Here is a 16,861-nt window from a genome sequence, read left to right as displayed (position 1 = left end):
GGGTGCAGATTGCAGTACTTTACATATAACATTTTATATAATAACCGTAAGTTGTCGCTAGGAAGGTGAGTATGATGAAAAAAATTGCAGTAGTGGGCGCTGGTCCTGGAGGATTAGCTGCTTCCATGATTTTAGCATCTAAAGGATACGAAGTTCACGTATATGAGAAGCAGAATTATGTAGGGGGAAGGAACGGGCACTTCACGTTAGGCGAAGGGGCTTATACGTTTGATATTGGTCCTACATTTCTCAGTATGCCTCATATTATGGAGGAAATCTTTCAATTGTCAGGTCGTAACGTACACGATTACATGGACCTAATGGAACTTTCTCCAATGTATGAACTGCAATTTGATGGTAAACGAGTACCGATGTACCGGGATCGTAGAAAGATGATTCAAGTCATTCGAGATTATTTCCCAGGGAATGAAATCGGCTACCAACGCTTCATGAAGGAAACGAGAGAACAGATGGAGGCGTTGACGCCACTTCTTCAGACCCGACACAACCGACTAAGGGACTATGTAAGCAAGCGAACGCTAAGGGCACTGCCGAAGTTATCACTAGGCAAGTCCGTCTATGACGTCCTTTCACAATACTTCGATGATGAAAAATTAAAGATCGCATTTACGTTTCAGGCAAAATACTTAGGGATGTCTCCTTGGGAATGCCCGGGAGCCTTTGCCATTCTTTCTTATATGGAGCATGAACATGGAGTCTTTCATCCAAGGGGTGGCGTCAACCAGCTGTCTAAGGCAATGGCCAGAGTGGTGGAAGAGCACGGTGGACAAATACATCTTGGACAAGGCGTCCGTAAATTCAAACTGGATGGAAAGAAGATGAAAGCTCTTGAACTCGATTCAGGTGAAATCGTAGAAGCCGATGAATTTATTGTCAATGCGGATTTCGCCCACGCCATGAACCACTTAGTAGACGATCAGGAACTAACCAAACATAAATCGACCCACCTGGAGAAGAAGAAGTATTCCTGCTCTACTTTTATGATTTATGTAGGATTAGATAAAAAGTACGAAATGCCGCATCACACGATAATCTTTGCAGAAGACTACAAGAAAAATGTAGATGAGATGACGAAGGATTTAGTTTTATCCGACGAACCGTCCATTTATGTTCATAATGCCAGCGTGACAGATGACTCGCTGGCTCCTGAAGGTCATTCGGCTGTCTATATCCTGGCTCCAGTTCCGAACAACTATTCTGAACTGGACTGGGACGATAAACAGGACCTATTCAAAGAACTGATATACGATGAACTGGAGAACAAGACAGGCTTTCATGATATTCGAGACCATATCGTTGCTGAGAAGGTACTGACACCGAAGCAGTGGGAAACCGATCACTTTGTTCATAAAGGCGCGACATTCAGTTTAGGACATCAGCTTTCTCAGATGATGTATTTCAGACCTCATAACAAATTCCAGGAATTCGAGCATTGCTGGCTTGTCGGAGGAGGGACCCACCCTGGGAGTGGTCTACCAACCATTCTTGAATCGGCGCGCATTACGACCAACTGGATAAGAGAGGAAGAGGTGCAGACCACATGAGCAAAAAGACGACAATCATTGGTGGAGGAATAGGTGGTTTGGTTACAGCTTTGCTTCTTTCAAAAGATGAGGAAAGGGATATCACCATTTTTGAGAAAGAGCCACACTTGGGCGGAAGACTGACTTTCATGAAACATGGCGAGTACAAGATTGATCAAGGCCCTACCATCGTATTGCTTCCCGATATGCTGCTTGAGATTTTGGAAGAAGGGGGAATGGAGCGGTCCCGCTTTCCTTTACTATCGTGTGACCCCCTGTATGATGTTCATTTCAAGGACGGTCATTCATATACAAAATACTCGGATCCTTCCAAACAAAAGGAAGAGCTTGCCACGAAGTTTCCAGGACAGGAAAAAGGGTTTGACCAATTTTTAACCGATATGAAAACTAGATTTTTACAAGGGAAAGCCCAGTTTCTAGAGCAATCCTTCGTGGAGAAGCGATCTTTCTTTTCGGGGAAAAATTTAAGAACGTTGATCCGGTTAAGAGCTTATCAAAATGTTAAACGTATGATGAGACGGTATTTTTCAGATGAACGATTGGTGGAAGCTTACTCTCTTCAGACCTTGTACATCGGAGGACATCCACAGCAGTCACCGGCTATGTACTCTCTAGTTTCTTATAGTGAACATGAGCATGGAATTTGGTATTTGCAAGGTGGATACGCGCATTTGGTGGATTTGATTGTAGAGGAGCTTGAAAGAAGAAATGTAAAGATCCATACGGATACTGCTGTGGAGAAGGTCGAGGTAGTGAAAGGTCGTGCTGAAGCGGTAGTGATCGATGGCAAGACGATAGAGGCAGATGAAATCGTATTGAACGGTGACTTCCCTCTGATGGATCGTCTTGTACCGAAAGAGTATCGTCAAAATCGCAAATATGTTCCGTCATCAGGCTGTCTTCTTCTCTACATGGGAGTAGACAAAGTGTATGAGCATAATACGATTCATCAGTTTTTCCTATCTTCAGATTTTGACCAGCATATGCGCCAAGTGTTCGAGTCGAAAGAATTGCCGGGTGATCCATCTTTTTACACGTTCCACCCGTCTATCATAGATGATTCTCTCGCTCCAAAGGGGAAGGGTGTTCTCTATACTCTTATACCTGTACCGGCAGGGGAAGAAGTGGATTGGAGTCATAAAGACGAGCTGATTGAGCACGTGATCGATCAAATGGAATCAAGAGGCTTTCCAGACCTTAGAAATCAGATCAACTGGATGAAGGTAAGAACTCCAGAACAGGCGAAACAAGAAGGGTTATATCAAGGGGGGAGTTTCGGGATTGCACCGACGCTTTTCCAGTCAGGTGTATTCAGACCACAGCTGAAACCTTATCCAATCGATCAATTGTATGCTGTGGGAGCTTCTGTTCATCCAGGAGGCGGTGTCCCAATCGTTATGCAGGGAGCGAAACTCTTAGCAAATCACTTGCAATATGGGGCGTCTCAGGGGCATAATTACAAGCGAGGTGTTAACTGATGACGGATTTGAATCAAGCTTACCACTATTGCAAGGAAATCATCGAAGAACATTCGAAAACTTTTTCCAGAGCTTTTTCCATGCTTCCGAAACAGCAGAAAAAAGCCGTTTGGGCTGTCTATGCCTTCTGCCGTCGTGTCGATGATATAGTCGATGAAGGGGAACATCCAAAGGAGCAGCTGGAACAGTTTGCACGTGAATTCGACCTGTTTATGGAAGGGAAACTGTCAAGTTCTCATCCTGCATGGGTTGCCTTGGATGATGTATTCCAAAAGTTCCAAATGGACGCTCAGCCTTTTTACGATATGATTGAAGGTCAGAGGATGGACCTGTACCCGAAACCGATTGTTACGAAGGATGATCTATTGGATTATTGTTATCATGTTGCGAGTACGGTAGGCTTGATGCTGCTTCCTGTACTAGCCCCGGGCAAGACCGCTATGCTTCGTAAAGGGGCCGTGGAACTGGGGTATGCGATGCAGATTACGAATATCCTGAGAGATATAGGTGAGGATCTGGAGCGGGGGCGTGTGTACATCCCCAGCGAGGTGATGGAGGATTTCAACTACTCCTTAGATGATTTCAAGAACCATAGAGTAACGCCTTCCTTCATTCAATTGTGGGAAGAACTAGCTACTGATGCCGAGACATACTATGAGAACTCTTTGAAAACGATCTCTTATTATCCTCTATATTCTCAGGCTCCTGTTGGAGGTGCTGCGAGAATGTACCGTGCCATTATTCAATCCATACGTAATAATGACTACCAAGTCTTCAATGAGCGGAACTTCGTCACGGACCAACAAAAGAAGCAGATTATTGCAGAGATGCAGTAATCCGCTTCTTTTTTTGAATGTTATGCTTCAATGTGACTGATCTTTCCCACTATTTGGTTGGCAACATTCTGCCCGCTTAACACGACCATCGGTGAACCTCCGCCAGGGTGTGTACTCCCCCCACAGAAGTAAAGGTTCTCAAGATCCCTGGATTTGTTGAAGGGTCTCATAAACGCTTGCAGCTTCCGGTTGGCGGAGGGACCATATAATGCCCCTCTGAATGCGCCGAACTTTTGTTGGATCTCTGTTGGCGGAATCACCTGTTCAAAGGCAACGTGAGGTTCTAAGTCCATGCCGTGCTCCTTCAACCGATCATAGATCAACTGACGATATTCTTCAGGCGTTCTATTCTGGTTGGTGCTGAGGGCAGGAGCGTTAACCAAAATGAAACAATTGTCTCCCTTAGGTGATATATCAGGATCTGTTTTGGAAGAGGTACCGATGTAAATGGTCGGGTCATCCGCGTACTGTCCCATCTGTAGCTGCTGAAATTCCTTTTTATAGTCATTAGAAAAGAATACATGATGATGGTGGAGGGAATCGATTTTCTTATCGAGCCCTGCTAATAGGACAAAGGCCGAGATTGATGGGTCCATTCGGTCGATTCTTTTCTGAGATAAAGAAGGTCTGTCTTTTTCAGATAGCAGCTTCGGTACGGCTTCGAGAAGGTCTCCGTTCACGATGATGCGGTCTGCTTCCACAATTTCTCCGTTCTCGAGTAGAACCCCTGTAACATTCGATCCATTCGTAACCATCCTCTTCACTTCTTGATTCATATGAAGTCTGACTCCCTGGTTTCTCGCTGCTTTCACAAAGCTCTGCGCAATTTTTGTATTTCCACCTCGTACATAATACACGCCCTCGTTCAGCTCTAAATGAGCAATCATCGCAAAGGTGGCTGGCGTAACGTAAGGGTTTGAGCCTACATAGGTCGAATAACGGTTCAAGGATTGTAGGATCTTTGGGTTGGAGAAGTATTGTTTAAAAAAGTGATCCATCGATTCCAGTGGTCGTACTTGGGCAAACGCCTTACCAAGAGAAGGCGATAAATAGTCTTTCCAGCTGGAAAATGTCCGGTGCAGGAAATGTTTCTTGGAAAGAACATACAGCCTCTCCACCTCTTTTAAAAACGAATAATACACACGCGCGCCGGAAGGATCGATGCGTAGAAGCTGGTTGTACATCGCCTCTCTGTCAGATGAAAGGTCGAAGGTGGTGCCGTCAGAGAACTGATTGCGGGTATGGTTCGGTATTTGAATAAACTCCAATTCTTCTTCCGGTACTAAGCCGCCCTGTCTCAGCACGTCTTTGAAAACTTCCGGCATGGTAATCGTGTTCGGTCCGAAGTCGAAATGATACCCTTCTTCATCAACAGGCATCATTTTTCCCCCTAAGTGATCATTCTTTTCAAAAAGGTCGACCTCAACGCCTTGTGAAGCTAAGGAAACAGCTGCAGACAGGCCTCCTAGACCGCCTCCGATAATGACGACTTTCATTCGTAAGACCTCCCTTTCCATTGATAAGATTTTCCTTTAAGGTGGACGGACATCGAAGTGAACATCATCGCGATCAGCAGCACGATGGACAATGGGACAAAAAAGGATAGCCACAATGGGTGTCCTGTTCGGCTGTCGACGTACATTTTAAAGGTTACAGTTAGTAGGTAAGGCAGCAGATAAACGATATCGTTCTCGACAACACCAATCAAAAGATATCCGAAAGGCACAAGAAATACGAAGGCATAGAATACGGTGAGGAAAAGGACCATCCAAACAGACCGCCCGATCCCTGTGTAAATGTTTTTCTTAAAACCTTCCCACGTCTCCCTCGATGAGTCGTACATATAGGACAGAACAGAAGGTGTAATATTAGCAAGAATCATCTTATGACCCTGCTTTTTGACTTCTCTTGCAATATGAACGTCTTCTACGAGTGAATTCTGAACGGATTTATGGCCACCGATCTGGTCATAGGTGGAACGTTCGATACAAATGAAGATTCCACAGGCAGCTGTGAACATGGGGCGTGTAGAGTGGTTCGCCACCATGAGCGGAAGGTGAAGCTGCACGACCATATGCTGCAAAGGAACAAGCATGTGACTGAGAAAGTGATGATTCGGGTAGAAAGGGAACCCGCTTATCATATCAGCCTGGTGTTTGTCCATCGTAGCAATGGTTTTTTCAATGATGCGTGGAGCGACACGTGCATCGGCGTCAAGGAATACTAAATATTCACCTGAAGCCTTCTCGGATAGCTGGTGACAGGCGTGAACTTTGCCGTTCCAATCGGGCGGCAGCTCTTTTCCCTTCATAATTCTAAACCTGGCATCAGAACCCACTTCCTTCTCTAGCAAAGCAAATGTGTCGTCTTCGGAATGATCATCCAGTAGTATAAATTCAATGTTTTCATACGTTATCTGTTTCAAGGATCCAAGTAAACCAGGCACATTTCCAGCTTCGTTCCTAAGTGGTACGAGTAGAGAGACTTTTGGTTGTTTCGATAATTTAGGTTTAGATACGAGAGGATAGAGAAAAAAACCATTGATAATGGTCCAAAGGTTTAAAAGTATCGTCATAAAAAAGACAATCTGAAAGAACGACATTTTGCTATCCTCCTTTTCTGTTTAGAAGATCTTCAAACACACTGTGATTTTCTTCAATGACCGCTTTTCTGAGCTCATTTAACTGTGCTGTACATACTTCCTCAAAGTGGAGGGTGAGCTCTTTCCGATTCATGGAACGGAGAGCATTTGAATCAATCGATTCTCCAATCTTTATGTAGGCATTCGGTTTACGAGTGTGTTCCAGACTGTAGTAAAGACTAATGGGAACAACCTGCACACCAGGACATCGTTTGGCAATCAAGGCTGTACCTGAGAAGAAGTCTAAAGGCCTCTTCTCGAGGTGCTCTTCCTGGCCTTGAGGGAAGATCCAGACGGTTTTATCATCTTTTAATTGCTCGATTGAGTAGTTCAATGATTCAAAAACATGCCTTCTGTCATCGCCATTAATGGAATATCCTCCTATCGTTTGAAAGAAAGGATGCTTTTTGAGTCCGTCTTCATGCATCATCGCATACCCGTCCGACTGAATGATTCTGTCATTCAAATAAAAAATGAACAGCGGATCCCACCAGGTGGAATGATTGACTAAGAATAAGGTGCGTCTTCTGAACGGTTTAGCATCACGACTCCACAGACGGATGTGTTCAAAGTGGAAAGACAAAAATAGTCGGTTAAACCGAGTGAATCCCCACTCCATAATTGGATTTTTATTAGCTTTCTTCATAAGACCGTCTCCTTGCAAAGTAAGCAGCATACCAAATGATGGTCAGTATGGTGACGAGGACCACGCCAAAGAAAAGTCCACCCGTTAACGCGACGACACAGAACATGCCGATAATAAGTCCAAACATGAGTGCCATTCTGTTTTCCCATTTTAATGTTCCGTTCTTCTTGTCAGGCATCAACAGAACATAGGTTAGGTGAAACACAGAAGCGACGACCATCCAACCAATAAAGTTTGAAAAGGGAATGTCATAATACAAGCCCGGCTCCTGCCATAACCAATACTCTTTTACTTTAAACGAGACAGGGTCTAAGATCAGGTCCATCGTGACGGCTGCCAGTCCACCGAGGATGACGAATGAAACCTTTGAAATGAAAGAGGTCCCTCCACGTGTAATGGTCCTGGCAAGCTCATGAGAGCATCCGACAATCAACAGCCAGGCGAAACCAATTGTAATCGGGGTATCAAAAATTTTGATACCGAAATTGCTGGTATAATCGTAGGATCCAAATAGGAAATCATATTCAACACCGAGATGTTCGACCCAGATACTGCCGATGATAATCCATAAACTATAAAGTACCCCAAACCTTTTTCCATAGATGGAAATGAAATAGAGGGCGCTTACAACTCCCGCCGTTATGAGAAAGACACTGTTCGCCCACTCTAACCACGGTGGAATCAGATCAAAGGAAAGCAGTACGACGCCGCATATGTACCAGAAAATAAAAAAGCGATAAATGATGTCCATAGTAGGGACCTCCTTACCTTTATTGTACCGAAGCAGGACCCTGATGTATATTTTGAGCTTCGCGTTTCTTATCCATCTTACCTCGCTTTCAGTCGGTTTAAACCAGCTTTTTCATCGTACTGCTGTTATTTTTCCAAGAGAAAGGGAAACATCTAAAAGATAAAGACGATTTTTTGGGTGATTTTTGCTAGAATAGAGATGATGAGGGGGTGAAACCATGGAACTAGTCATGTGGTTTGTATGCGTAATCATTGGAGTAGGAACAATCGGAATGAATATTTTTGATCGTGGGTAAAGGATACTTACAAATGAACAGGATAGAGTAGGGGGGAAACAGGTGAGGCTGTTTCCTTTTTTATACGATCATCTACCAATTTTTGGAGTGGTTCGTCCGTAATGTTAAGTACAGAACTCGAGAGTGTTTTGGAGGGGAAAGATGATGCCATTAAATAAGGTAGAGGTAGAGGGTTGGTTAAAGGAACCGTCATTCTCTGGAGTTCTTTCCTATAGAGGGAAGGAAGGCGAGACTTTTGAGAAGAGCGTAGGATACCGAAATCAATCTGAACACTTAAGGAATGATAACAAAACGAAGTTCGCCATCGCTTCTGGATGTAAAATCTTCACGGCCGTCGCAATCGGGCAGCTGGTTGACCAAGGGCAGCTTTCCTTTGATCATAAATTGAAAGAGTGCCTTTCCATACCGTTCCCGGAATGGGACGAGGAGATCACCATTGAGCATTTACTGACCCACACATCAGGAATTCCTGATTATTTCGATGAAGAGCAGATGGATGATTACGGAGCATTGTGGCGTGAACACCCAGTGTACATGATGACTACTCCAGAAGACTTCTTAGCCCTGTTTCAGAATGACCCGATGAAAGGAGTTCCAGGTGATTCTTTTCATTATAACAATGCGGGATTTATTATCCTTGGCTTGGTGGTGGAGGAGTGTTCTGGAGAACCGTTTACAGAATATGTCCAGAAGAATATATTTAATCGGGCTGGAATGTCGTCCTCGGGATATTATAGAACCGATGCATTGCCTGGCAACACGGCTGTTGGCTATGTGGAGCACGACGGGGAAGTACGGGCGAATTGCTTTGAAGTACCTGTGAAGGGTGGACCGGATGGGGGAGCCTACATAAATGCAGATGACATGGAGCGGTTTTGGGAAGCATTGCTTCAGAATAAACTGTTGAGTCAGACAACGAAAGAAAGGATGCTCACCCCGCATGTAGAAGTAAATGAGCAGATTTCCTACGGCTATGGAGTTTGGATGAAGAAGAAGGGGGAGGAGTGGTTGAAGTTTTACGTCATGGGATATGACCCGGGCGTCAGTTTTCACTCTGCCTATTTCACAAAAGAAGAAGCCGTGTTGACTATTGCGAGTAACCATAGTGACTTCCCTTTCGATCTTGTATTATCTTTTGAATGATTGATATGGGTTGTAAGAATAAGAAAAAGACGTCATGTTCAACTAAACATGACGTCCTTCAGTGAAGCTTATAGATTATTTAGTTAGTCCCCATTCACCGAAGGGGTAGATGACAAGTTCGGTTCGGCCTATAATTTCTTCTTCTTTAATGAATCCGAGACCGTTTCGGCTGTCTTTACTAATGGCTCGGTTGTCACCCATAACAAAATATTTCCCCTCAGGGACCTGCACAGGACCGTAATCCCGAGTGCTTTCAACAGCACTGTCGTTCAGATACTCCTGCTCCTGCTTTTCTCCGTTCACATAGAGGGTGTGTTCGCGAATTTCAACTGTATCACCCGGTTGTCCGATGATCCGCTTTACATAACTTTTGACAGGTCGTTCAATAATGACGATGTCGTCTCGTTCCGGCTCATCTATATAATAAATGATTTTGTTGAACATGACTCGTTCTCCATTTTCAAGAGTCGGATCCATACTCGCCCCTTCAACGATTGATGTTGCAAAGAAAAAAGTTCTTAGTATAAAGGCTAGTGTAACAGCAATCGCAATCGCTTTTAACCATTCCAACCATTCATTCTTTGATTGTTCAGACAATCTAGACCTTCCTTTCCTGATGAACATGAAATACTATCCAGTTGTTCACTATACCTTATATTTTATCACAATCGAATCAAATGAAAAGCTGTGTTTGTACTGGTTTTACAAAGGTTTAATCTGTCGAGGGGCACCCTCCTTTGTCGAAGGCATTTACAGTGGGGTTGATTTTTGAGATAATTCGGATCGAATCATAAAAAGGCGAACAAACATTCTTTCGCCGGCAATCTTGTGGTATACTAATACTATAAATTTACATCTGGGGGGTTACGCATAATGGATTTAAACGAACAAGGGTCTCTTTTAGATGAGGTGGAGAAGCTCCGTCAGAAAATGATCGATGTTGCGAGACACCAAGGATTCGCCAGCGAAGAGTCTGTTGAAATCAGCCAAAGGCTGGATCAATTACTCAATCAACTGCAAACACAACAAACTAATTAAACAGACGCCTATGAAGTGAAGCATTCTACATAGGCGTCTGTTTTTTTTATTTTTGTAGATATTTTTCGAGTCGATCAAGACCTTTCCGTAAAGTCTCCATATGATAAGCATACGACAAACGCACATATCCCTCTCCATATGTTGAAAATGCGCTTCCTGGTACAAGGGCTATACCTGCTTCCTTGACAAGTGTAACCGCCTCGTCAAAAGTGGATCTCCCGTTCGATGGGAAAGATACGAATACATAGAAGGCACCATCAGGATGGACATAAGATAATCCCATTTGAGACAAACGACGGAGTACATAGTCTTTCCGTTTCTTATACTCTTCTTTCATTTGATGCGTTGAATCCCGACAGTTGGTCAGAGCTTCTAATGCTGCATGCTGACTGATTGAGGTCGCACACGATACGTTGTATTGATGGACCTTTAATAAATGTTTGGTCAACCACGCAGGAGCAAGGGTGTATCCAATCCGCCATCCCGTCATCGAATGAGATTTCGAAACCCCGTTAATCACAATCATTTGATCTCTGATGTCTGTAAATTGAGCAAGAGAAACATGATTCCGATCATAAACGAGTTCTGAATAGATTTCGTCAGCAATGACAAAGATCTCGTGTTTCTTGACGAGTTCAGCAATATCCTTTAATTCTTCTTCTGTAAGAGAGACGCCCGTTGGATTAGAAGGGTAAGGGAGAATAATCGCTTTTGTATTTGGGGTAATAGATTCCTCGATTAAATCGGCCGTCAGCTTAAAGGCATGATTGGATATGTCAACGTGAACCGGACATCCGCCTGATAAATGGATTAATGGTTCGTACCCGGGATAGACAGGGGCAGGAAGAATCACTTCATCTCCGGGTTCCAGAATTGTACGCAGCGATATATCTATGGCCTGTGATGCGCCGACTGTAACGATTACTTCTTCTCTTGGATCATAGCTCAACCCATAAGAGTCTTGTACAAAATCACAGACAGCCTGCCTCAGCTGGAGAATGCCTGCGTTATGTGTATAGCTTGTATAGTTCTGGTTTATCGCGTTAACACCCGCCTGTTTGATTCTATCAGGTGTAGGGAAGTCAGGTTGACCGATGGTTAGAGATACAACGTCTTCATAGTTACTAACCATGTTAAAGAACTTGCGGATTCCGGAAATTTCGATATCTGATAGTTTTTTGTTGATTCGTGAATGCAAAATGTAACCTCCAGGTAAACTAAATTTAACTAAATGTTCAAACAATTCAATGGTCGCTCGTGTTACGATACTCTTGTACGAATTTAGAAAGGAGTCGCTATCTATGAGATCCAGTCGAATGTCGTTTGAACATTTAGTTGATCAAAATAAGAAGCAATTGTTAAACGATGAGAAAGAACTTGAAAAGATTGAAAAGAAAATGGATGAAAAACATAGCCAAAAAACGAAGGAAAAATCGTTAATAAATTGATCATATCACAGCTTGAGAGCAACCGGCTACCGGTTGCTTTTCTACTTCTTAGGGAATCATATTGCTAAGCACTTCTATTTATAATTAGATGGAAAATGTGTTTATAATGAACATAATGAGAAAAGGAGGAACGAATGATGCAGGATACAGGGTTAGTCTTAGAAGGGGGAGGTATGCGCGGAGCATACACGGCCGGAGTTCTGGATTATTTTTTGGATGAGAAGATTGAGTTTCCATTCGTCGTCGGGGCCTCTGCCGGAGCTTGTAATGGAAGTTCTTACGTAGCGGACCAGAGAGGGCGCAACTACGAGGTGATCGTAAACTATGGGAGTCACCCAGAATACATATCTTATAAGAGAATGTTTACGAAACGACAGTTGTTTGGAATGGATTTCATATTTGATACGCTGCCAAATCAACTCGTGCCATTTGATTATGAAGCATTTGAGAACAGTTCAACGAAATTTGTGGTGACAACAACGGATATGATGACAGGAGAACCTCTTTTTTATGACCAATTCCCTGACCGGAATTCTTTATTGCAGTTGATTCGAGCTTCCAGTTCTCTGCCTCTTATCGCTCCGAGCATTCCCTACGACGGTAGGGAATTGATGGATGGGGGAATTTCAGACCCGGTTCCGATTCTGCCTTCTATTCAAGAGGGAAATAAGAAACATGTGGTCGTATTGACGAGAACGGATGACTATGTAAAGCAGAAAATGAAAATGGGGTGGTATTTCACGAGAAAGTATAAGAAGTATCCACTGTTTGCGAAAGCATTGCTCAACCGGCATATTAAATATAATCGCCAAATGAAAGAGATTAAAAAGATGGAGAAAGATGGATCCGTTTTCGTCATCCAGCCTCTTCGTCCATTCAAGGTAAGTCGAATTGAACGCAATCATGATCGACTTCATGCGCTCTATAAACAGGGCTATGACGAAGCGAAACATCATGAGGAACGTCTAGCTAAATTTATACAGAAGTAAAGGAGGAAAAGATGGTGAGAAGCCATGAACTCGCAGGCGCTGTCGTCCAAGTTTTTGCGGACAACCAAAATGAAAAGAACCGTGAAGGTATGGAAGCATATATGAAGCATCATTTCCGTTTCTTTGGAATCAAAGCGCCTGAACAAAAAAAGTTACTTAGCCCCTTACTTAAAGAATACAAAAAACTCACAGAATCAGAGCGTATCGAAACAGCCCGACTTCTTTTTAAAGAAGAGCAGAGAGAGTGTCATTACGCTGCCTTGACTATTCTGGACAAAGGGAAGAAAGAGGCGGAGCGTTCGGTTATTGATGTTTATAAGGAATTGTTGATGACCCATTCCTGGTGGGATACGGTGGATACAATCGCCTCGAAATTATGTGGGTCCTACTTTATGAAATACCCTGATGAACTGGTTCCTATAACGGAAAGCTGGAGACAATCTGAGAACATGTGGGTGCGGCGGTCAAGTGTCCTGCATCAACTGAAATTCAAAGAAGAAACCAATGCTCCGCTCCTTTATGAAACGATCGGAGCGCTGAAAGGGGAGAAAGAGTTCTTTATTGAAAAAGCGATCGGCTGGGCACTTCGAGAATACAGTAAGTCGGACCCTGAGAGTGTAAAAGCTTTTATAGAAAAAACGGACCTCCGCCCTCTCAGCAGACGTGAGGGCCTGAAGTGGATGAAAAATAAAGGGATGCTTAACGAGTAGGTTTAACCGTTTCGGCCTTTGTTCATAATGGAGATAAAATGATCAAAGGGTGAAAAGGAATGAGCAATTGGATTGACCTTTCTGTACTTGAGCACTCTTTAAATTGGATAGATCCAGATTTGTGGCAGATCTTAGGGATCGACCCAAGTTATGTGCAGTTTTTTCTGGTCTTTATATTTATGATGTCGTTAATGTGGGTGGTTCGCCCAGTGGTCGAATGGATCATGCTAAAGAATTGGACGACGATCTCTACGTATGTGACGACGACTCTCATCGCATTTTGTTTTCTTCAAATGGTTGACCGCTATGCCATGATACAAAATGAATCCTCTCTGCCAGTGTATTTTTGGCCGGTCTGTCTCCTCGCGATCAGCGGCTATGGGGCTCTTCACGTATTGGTCGTAGTCACGAGAAATTTGTGGATCAGAATTTCTAAGCGTACGAAGCGAAAGGCTGCATAGTTGAATAGCTGAATGAAGTCAACTTCCATCTCTAAGGAATGAGGTGGAGGTTTTTTTATTCAGTGGATTCCTTTGTTATATTCGATTGAAACCTCGGGGAACCCACATCCGTATAAAGGGTGAAAGGGGGAAAGAATATGGAAATGTTTTTTATCTTTGCATTTTTCGGCCTAGCTCTTCTTGTGCTGAACATCGTAACAAGTATTTGGGCTTATCGGGATTCGAAGCGTAAGGGGAAAAGTGACCTGTACTGCCTGGCTGTTCTGATCGGTACGTTGTTCTTCCCGGTCGTTGGGCTGATCGTGTATGCCATCATTCGAAATGACTAACCGTTTCTTGTGATTCAAAAGTCACGCTAAACGTTTCGTGGATTACGTCGATATAAAGGACGTAACTTAATCATTAGGAAGGGCGATGGCCATGAATAAAGATCAAGGCATATTACTTGAAAGTGGTACAAATGAACTGGAGATTGTTGAATTCGGAATCGGTCAAAACCGCTTCGGCATAAATGTCATTAAAGTAAAAGAGATATTGAACCCACAACCGGTTACAAAGATTCCTCATTCACACGCTTCAGTTGAAGGAATAATAGAGATTCGCGGAGAAGTGGTTCCGGTCGTCGATGTAGCGCATGCACTTGGCTTCGAACCTTCTGAGAATCCAAAGCATGATAAGTTTATTTTATCGGAGTTCAACCAGACGAAAATTGTTTTCCACGTACATACGGTCACTCAGATCCATCGTATCTCATGGGAACAGATTGAAAAGCCGAGTAAAATGTATCAAGGGCTTGAGACGCAGATTACAGGTGTCATTAAGATGGATGATGACATGATGCTGTTACTGGACTTTGAAAAGATTGTAGCTGACATCAACCCTGAAACGAGTCTGCAGAAGGACCAGCTGCGTGAATTGGGAGAGCGAGAACGTTCTCATAAAAAAATACTGATTGCGGAAGACTCAGGACTGCTTCGCGCTCTCCTTCAAGAGACGCTGGAGGAAGCAGGCTATGCTCATACCTATATCTGTGAAGACGGGAAAGAAGCGATGGATCACTTGCAGTCTTTAGTCGATGAAGGAAAACACGTGGAAGATGAGTATCAGCTGATTATCACTGACATTGAAATGCCTCGCATGGACGGTCATCACTTTACGAAGCTGATCAAAGAAGATCCTTCATTCAATCAAATGCCTGTATTGATCTTCTCATCTTTGATTACAGACGAACTTCGTCACAAAGGAGAGCGGGTCGGAGCAGACGCTCAAGTCTCAAAACCAGAGATCGTACAACTGGTCAAATATATCGACCACTATATCCTGTAATCAAACCCTCTTATAAAAAAGAAGCCGCTCGGAGCGGCTTCTTTTTATTTCTTTAAAGTGGAATAGAGAGCGTCGTGCCATTCATAGGCATGCTTGGACAGTTCCTCAGGCCCTTGTTGGCTCGGGGACGCTTCAATGATCATTTGTTTTTCTCTTTCCGTTAAATGCTCGAATGAAGAACGCATCTCCGTTGTGTATTCCATGTATCTTTTCAAGTGATAGAGAAAGTCATCCAGTGGGCTTTGACTCATGAAAACCAACCTCCTTTTGACTCTCATTTCCTTTTTTCTTACAGATTAAAACATGGAACTGAAGGTTATAGCGTATTGTTATTTTCTTCTTCTTTGGTTCCAGGGGCTGACTGTTCTTTGCCCGAGAAAGCTTGGTTGAGCGGTCGTCTGGAAAGCGTGTGAGGACCTTTGCTTCGGTTCCTCCCAGTTTAAGTAGCGATAAAGTGTCCTCTTGGCTTTAGACAACGAAAGCTGAGGTTTCGGATTGCGATAGGATTGATCGACTTTACCTAAATGTTTGAGTTGATCGAAGTCTTTCTTATTCGCAGGAATGTGAAAGTAATATCCGCCCACCTCGATAAGGAGTGTGGAATGCTGCTGGCTCAACTTTGGATGATCTGAGAAGTGGAGTCCAATCTTTTGGGCGCGGTCTTCCCGAAGGAGTTTGTTGATGGTATGTTTCTTTATTTCATATAAGTGTTTCGGCTGGGGCGCAGTTTTAGCGTGGCGGTTCACAATAAAAAGAGATTCTGCTAGTTCGCGGTTACTGCTTGTCTTATTCCTCATACACGATCTCCTTTCAATGAGGCTGTACATCTATCTTAATCGTAGAATATAAAAATTGCAAAAAATTTACATTATTAAAACGGAAGACCGCTATTCGGTCAACCGTTTTAAGTCATCGACGATTTGGTTCATTTCTGCAGCTTTCGTACCTGTATAGCTCTTGACCACTTCTCCATCAGGAGTTACGAGGTAGAAGCTTGTCCCATGAGCAAATTGATTCGAGTCTTCCATTTTTTTTAGTGGGGATTGGAAGGATTTAATTGAAAGCTCTTTTACATCTTGAAAAGTATATCCTGTTAAAAAGCTCCACTGGTTGAAGTCAGGTTGATAGGGCTCCGCAAACTGTTTCAATTGTTCCGGTGTATCATGTGTTGGATCAACACTGATCGAAACCAATCTAGTATTCAGGTTTTCTTTTTTCAAGAGCTGTTGAAGTCTCGACATGTTGCCTGTCATAGGAGGGCACACTGTCTCGCAATTCGTGAAGATAAAGTCAGCAATCCAATAATCTCCTTCGTAATCTTGCGGCAATTGAACAGATTCACCATTTTGATTCACAGCTGAGAACGAATCGACATCCCGTGACATGTTTTCTTCAATTGGAGATCCGCAGGCTGTAAGTAGAAGGAGGATAATCATGATTGCACTGGTTTTCGTGTACATAAACATCCCTCATTTGTATATCTCTTACTCCATCTTATCACTTCAACCGCATATTTTGACAGATGTCACAAAAC

At 43.3% G+C, this 16,861-nt stretch carries 20 protein-coding genes; 11 read left to right on the top strand and 9 right to left on the bottom strand.

Annotated features, from left to right (window positions below; genetic code table 11):
• Positions 1–71 precede the first annotated feature (71 nt).
• From LCM20_RS02605 to LCM20_RS02595, 3 genes are read left to right on the top strand one after another with little or no spacing between them, the layout of a single operon-like run.
• The gene (locus tag LCM20_RS02605) at positions 72–1,565 is read left to right on the top strand and encodes a phytoene desaturase family protein (RefSeq protein ID WP_225193866.1); all 1,494 of its coding nucleotides are present in this window, start codon (positions 72–74) and stop codon (positions 1,563–1,565) included.
• Complete coding sequence (locus tag LCM20_RS02600; RefSeq protein ID WP_225193865.1) at positions 1,562–3,043, top strand: phytoene desaturase family protein; 1,482 nt, start codon at positions 1,562–1,564, stop codon at positions 3,041–3,043. The genes LCM20_RS02605 and LCM20_RS02600 overlap by 4 nt, the downstream gene beginning before the upstream one ends.
• Entirely contained in the window at positions 3,043–3,879 is an 837-nt protein-coding gene (locus LCM20_RS02595; RefSeq protein ID WP_225193864.1) for a phytoene/squalene synthase family protein, read from the top strand. The genes LCM20_RS02600 and LCM20_RS02595 overlap by 1 nt, the downstream gene beginning before the upstream one ends.
• A gap of 20 nt (positions 3,880–3,899) precedes the next feature.
• On the opposite strand, the gene LCM20_RS02590 is transcribed toward LCM20_RS02595, so the two are convergent.
• The 4 genes from LCM20_RS02590 to LCM20_RS02575 are packed head-to-tail and all read right to left on the bottom strand — an operon-like array spanning position 3,900 to position 7,917.
• Positions 3,900–5,375, bottom strand: coding sequence for a phytoene desaturase family protein (locus LCM20_RS02590; protein WP_225193863.1), 1,476 nt, complete (start codon positions 5,373–5,375; stop codon positions 3,900–3,902).
• Complete coding sequence (locus tag LCM20_RS02585) at positions 5,372–6,454, bottom strand: glycosyltransferase (RefSeq protein ID WP_225193862.1); 1,083 nt, start codon at positions 6,452–6,454, stop codon at positions 5,372–5,374. Before LCM20_RS02585 ends, LCM20_RS02590 begins: the two co-directional genes overlap by 4 nt.
• Before the next feature lie 31 nt (positions 6,455–6,485).
• Positions 6,486–7,166, bottom strand: coding sequence for a lysophospholipid acyltransferase family protein (locus LCM20_RS02580; RefSeq protein ID WP_225193861.1), 681 nt, complete (start codon positions 7,164–7,166; stop codon positions 6,486–6,488).
• Positions 7,153–7,917, bottom strand: a complete 765-nt coding sequence (locus LCM20_RS02575; protein WP_225193860.1) for a carotenoid biosynthesis protein — start codon at positions 7,915–7,917, stop codon at positions 7,153–7,155. The genes LCM20_RS02580 and LCM20_RS02575 overlap by 14 nt, the downstream gene beginning before the upstream one ends.
• 439 nt (positions 7,918–8,356) lie before the next feature.
• Between LCM20_RS02575 and LCM20_RS02570 the strand changes: the two genes are divergently transcribed.
• Complete coding sequence (locus LCM20_RS02570) at positions 8,357–9,355, top strand: serine hydrolase domain-containing protein (RefSeq protein ID WP_225193859.1); 999 nt, start codon at positions 8,357–8,359, stop codon at positions 9,353–9,355.
• A 75-nt stretch (positions 9,356–9,430) separates the two neighbouring features.
• Here the strand turns inward: LCM20_RS02570 and lepB are convergent, their stop codons facing one another.
• Positions 9,431–9,952: a signal peptidase I gene (gene lepB / locus LCM20_RS02565; RefSeq protein ID WP_225193858.1), complete on the bottom strand. Its 522-nt coding sequence runs from the start codon at positions 9,950–9,952 to the stop codon at positions 9,431–9,433.
• A 276-nt stretch (positions 9,953–10,228) separates the two neighbouring features.
• On the opposite strand from lepB, the gene LCM20_RS02560 reads away from it, so the two are divergent.
• Positions 10,229–10,393 (top strand): aspartyl-phosphate phosphatase Spo0E family protein, encoded by a 165-nt coding sequence (locus LCM20_RS02560; protein ID WP_225193857.1) that lies wholly within the window; start codon positions 10,229–10,231, stop codon positions 10,391–10,393.
• Between the two features lie 46 nt (positions 10,394–10,439).
• On the opposite strand, the gene LCM20_RS02555 is transcribed toward LCM20_RS02560, so the two are convergent.
• Positions 10,440–11,591 carry an aminotransferase A gene (locus LCM20_RS02555; RefSeq protein ID WP_225193856.1) on the bottom strand — a complete coding sequence of 384 codons (1,152 nt, stop codon included), beginning with the start codon at positions 11,589–11,591 and terminating at the stop codon, positions 10,440–10,442.
• 103 nt (positions 11,592–11,694) lie between these two features.
• Between LCM20_RS02555 and LCM20_RS02550 the strand changes: the two genes are divergently transcribed.
• The 6 genes from LCM20_RS02550 (at position 11,695) to LCM20_RS02525 (ending at position 15,327) form a co-directional block, all read left to right on the top strand.
• Complete coding sequence (locus LCM20_RS02550; RefSeq protein WP_225193855.1) at positions 11,695–11,841, top strand: FbpB family small basic protein; 147 nt, start codon at positions 11,695–11,697, stop codon at positions 11,839–11,841.
• A 137-nt stretch (positions 11,842–11,978) separates the two neighbouring features.
• Positions 11,979–12,830 carry a patatin family protein gene (locus LCM20_RS02545; protein ID WP_225193854.1) on the top strand — a complete coding sequence of 284 codons (852 nt, stop codon included), beginning with the start codon at positions 11,979–11,981 and terminating at the stop codon, positions 12,828–12,830.
• 11 nt (positions 12,831–12,841) lie between these two features.
• Positions 12,842–13,540 carry a DNA alkylation repair protein gene (locus tag LCM20_RS02540; protein WP_225193853.1) on the top strand — a complete coding sequence of 233 codons (699 nt, stop codon included), beginning with the start codon at positions 12,842–12,844 and terminating at the stop codon, positions 13,538–13,540.
• A 59-nt stretch (positions 13,541–13,599) separates the two neighbouring features.
• The gene (locus LCM20_RS02535) at positions 13,600–14,001 is read left to right on the top strand and encodes a hypothetical protein (protein WP_225193852.1); all 402 of its coding nucleotides are present in this window, start codon (positions 13,600–13,602) and stop codon (positions 13,999–14,001) included.
• A gap of 143 nt (positions 14,002–14,144) precedes the next feature.
• Complete coding sequence (locus LCM20_RS02530) at positions 14,145–14,330, top strand: hypothetical protein (protein WP_412097976.1); 186 nt, start codon at positions 14,145–14,147, stop codon at positions 14,328–14,330.
• A gap of 91 nt (positions 14,331–14,421) precedes the next feature.
• Positions 14,422–15,327, top strand: a complete 906-nt coding sequence (locus tag LCM20_RS02525) for a chemotaxis protein (protein WP_318247290.1) — start codon at positions 14,422–14,424, stop codon at positions 15,325–15,327.
• 44 nt (positions 15,328–15,371) lie between these two features.
• On the opposite strand, the gene LCM20_RS02520 is transcribed toward LCM20_RS02525, so the two are convergent.
• The 3 genes from LCM20_RS02520 to LCM20_RS02510 form a co-directional block, all read right to left on the bottom strand.
• The gene (locus tag LCM20_RS02520; protein WP_225193849.1) at positions 15,372–15,578 is read right to left on the bottom strand and encodes a hypothetical protein; all 207 of its coding nucleotides are present in this window, start codon (positions 15,576–15,578) and stop codon (positions 15,372–15,374) included.
• 78 nt (positions 15,579–15,656) lie between these two features.
• On the bottom strand, positions 15,657–16,124 hold the full coding sequence (locus tag LCM20_RS02515) for a YkyB family protein (protein WP_225193848.1): 468 nt from the start codon (positions 16,122–16,124) through the stop codon (positions 15,657–15,659).
• Positions 16,125–16,214: 90 nt separating this feature from the next.
• On the bottom strand, positions 16,215–16,787 hold the full coding sequence (locus LCM20_RS02510) for an SCO family protein (RefSeq protein ID WP_225193847.1): 573 nt from the start codon (positions 16,785–16,787) through the stop codon (positions 16,215–16,217).
• Between the last annotated feature and the right edge of the window lie 74 nt (positions 16,788–16,861).

Origin of the sequence: Halobacillus litoralis, from assembly GCF_020171725.1 — a bacterium.
Classification (GTDB): domain Bacteria; phylum Bacillota; class Bacilli; order Bacillales; family Halobacillaceae; genus Halobacillus; species Halobacillus litoralis_F.
Note: the sequence above shows the minus strand (reverse complement) of the source record. Positions and strands in the feature narration are given on the sequence as shown.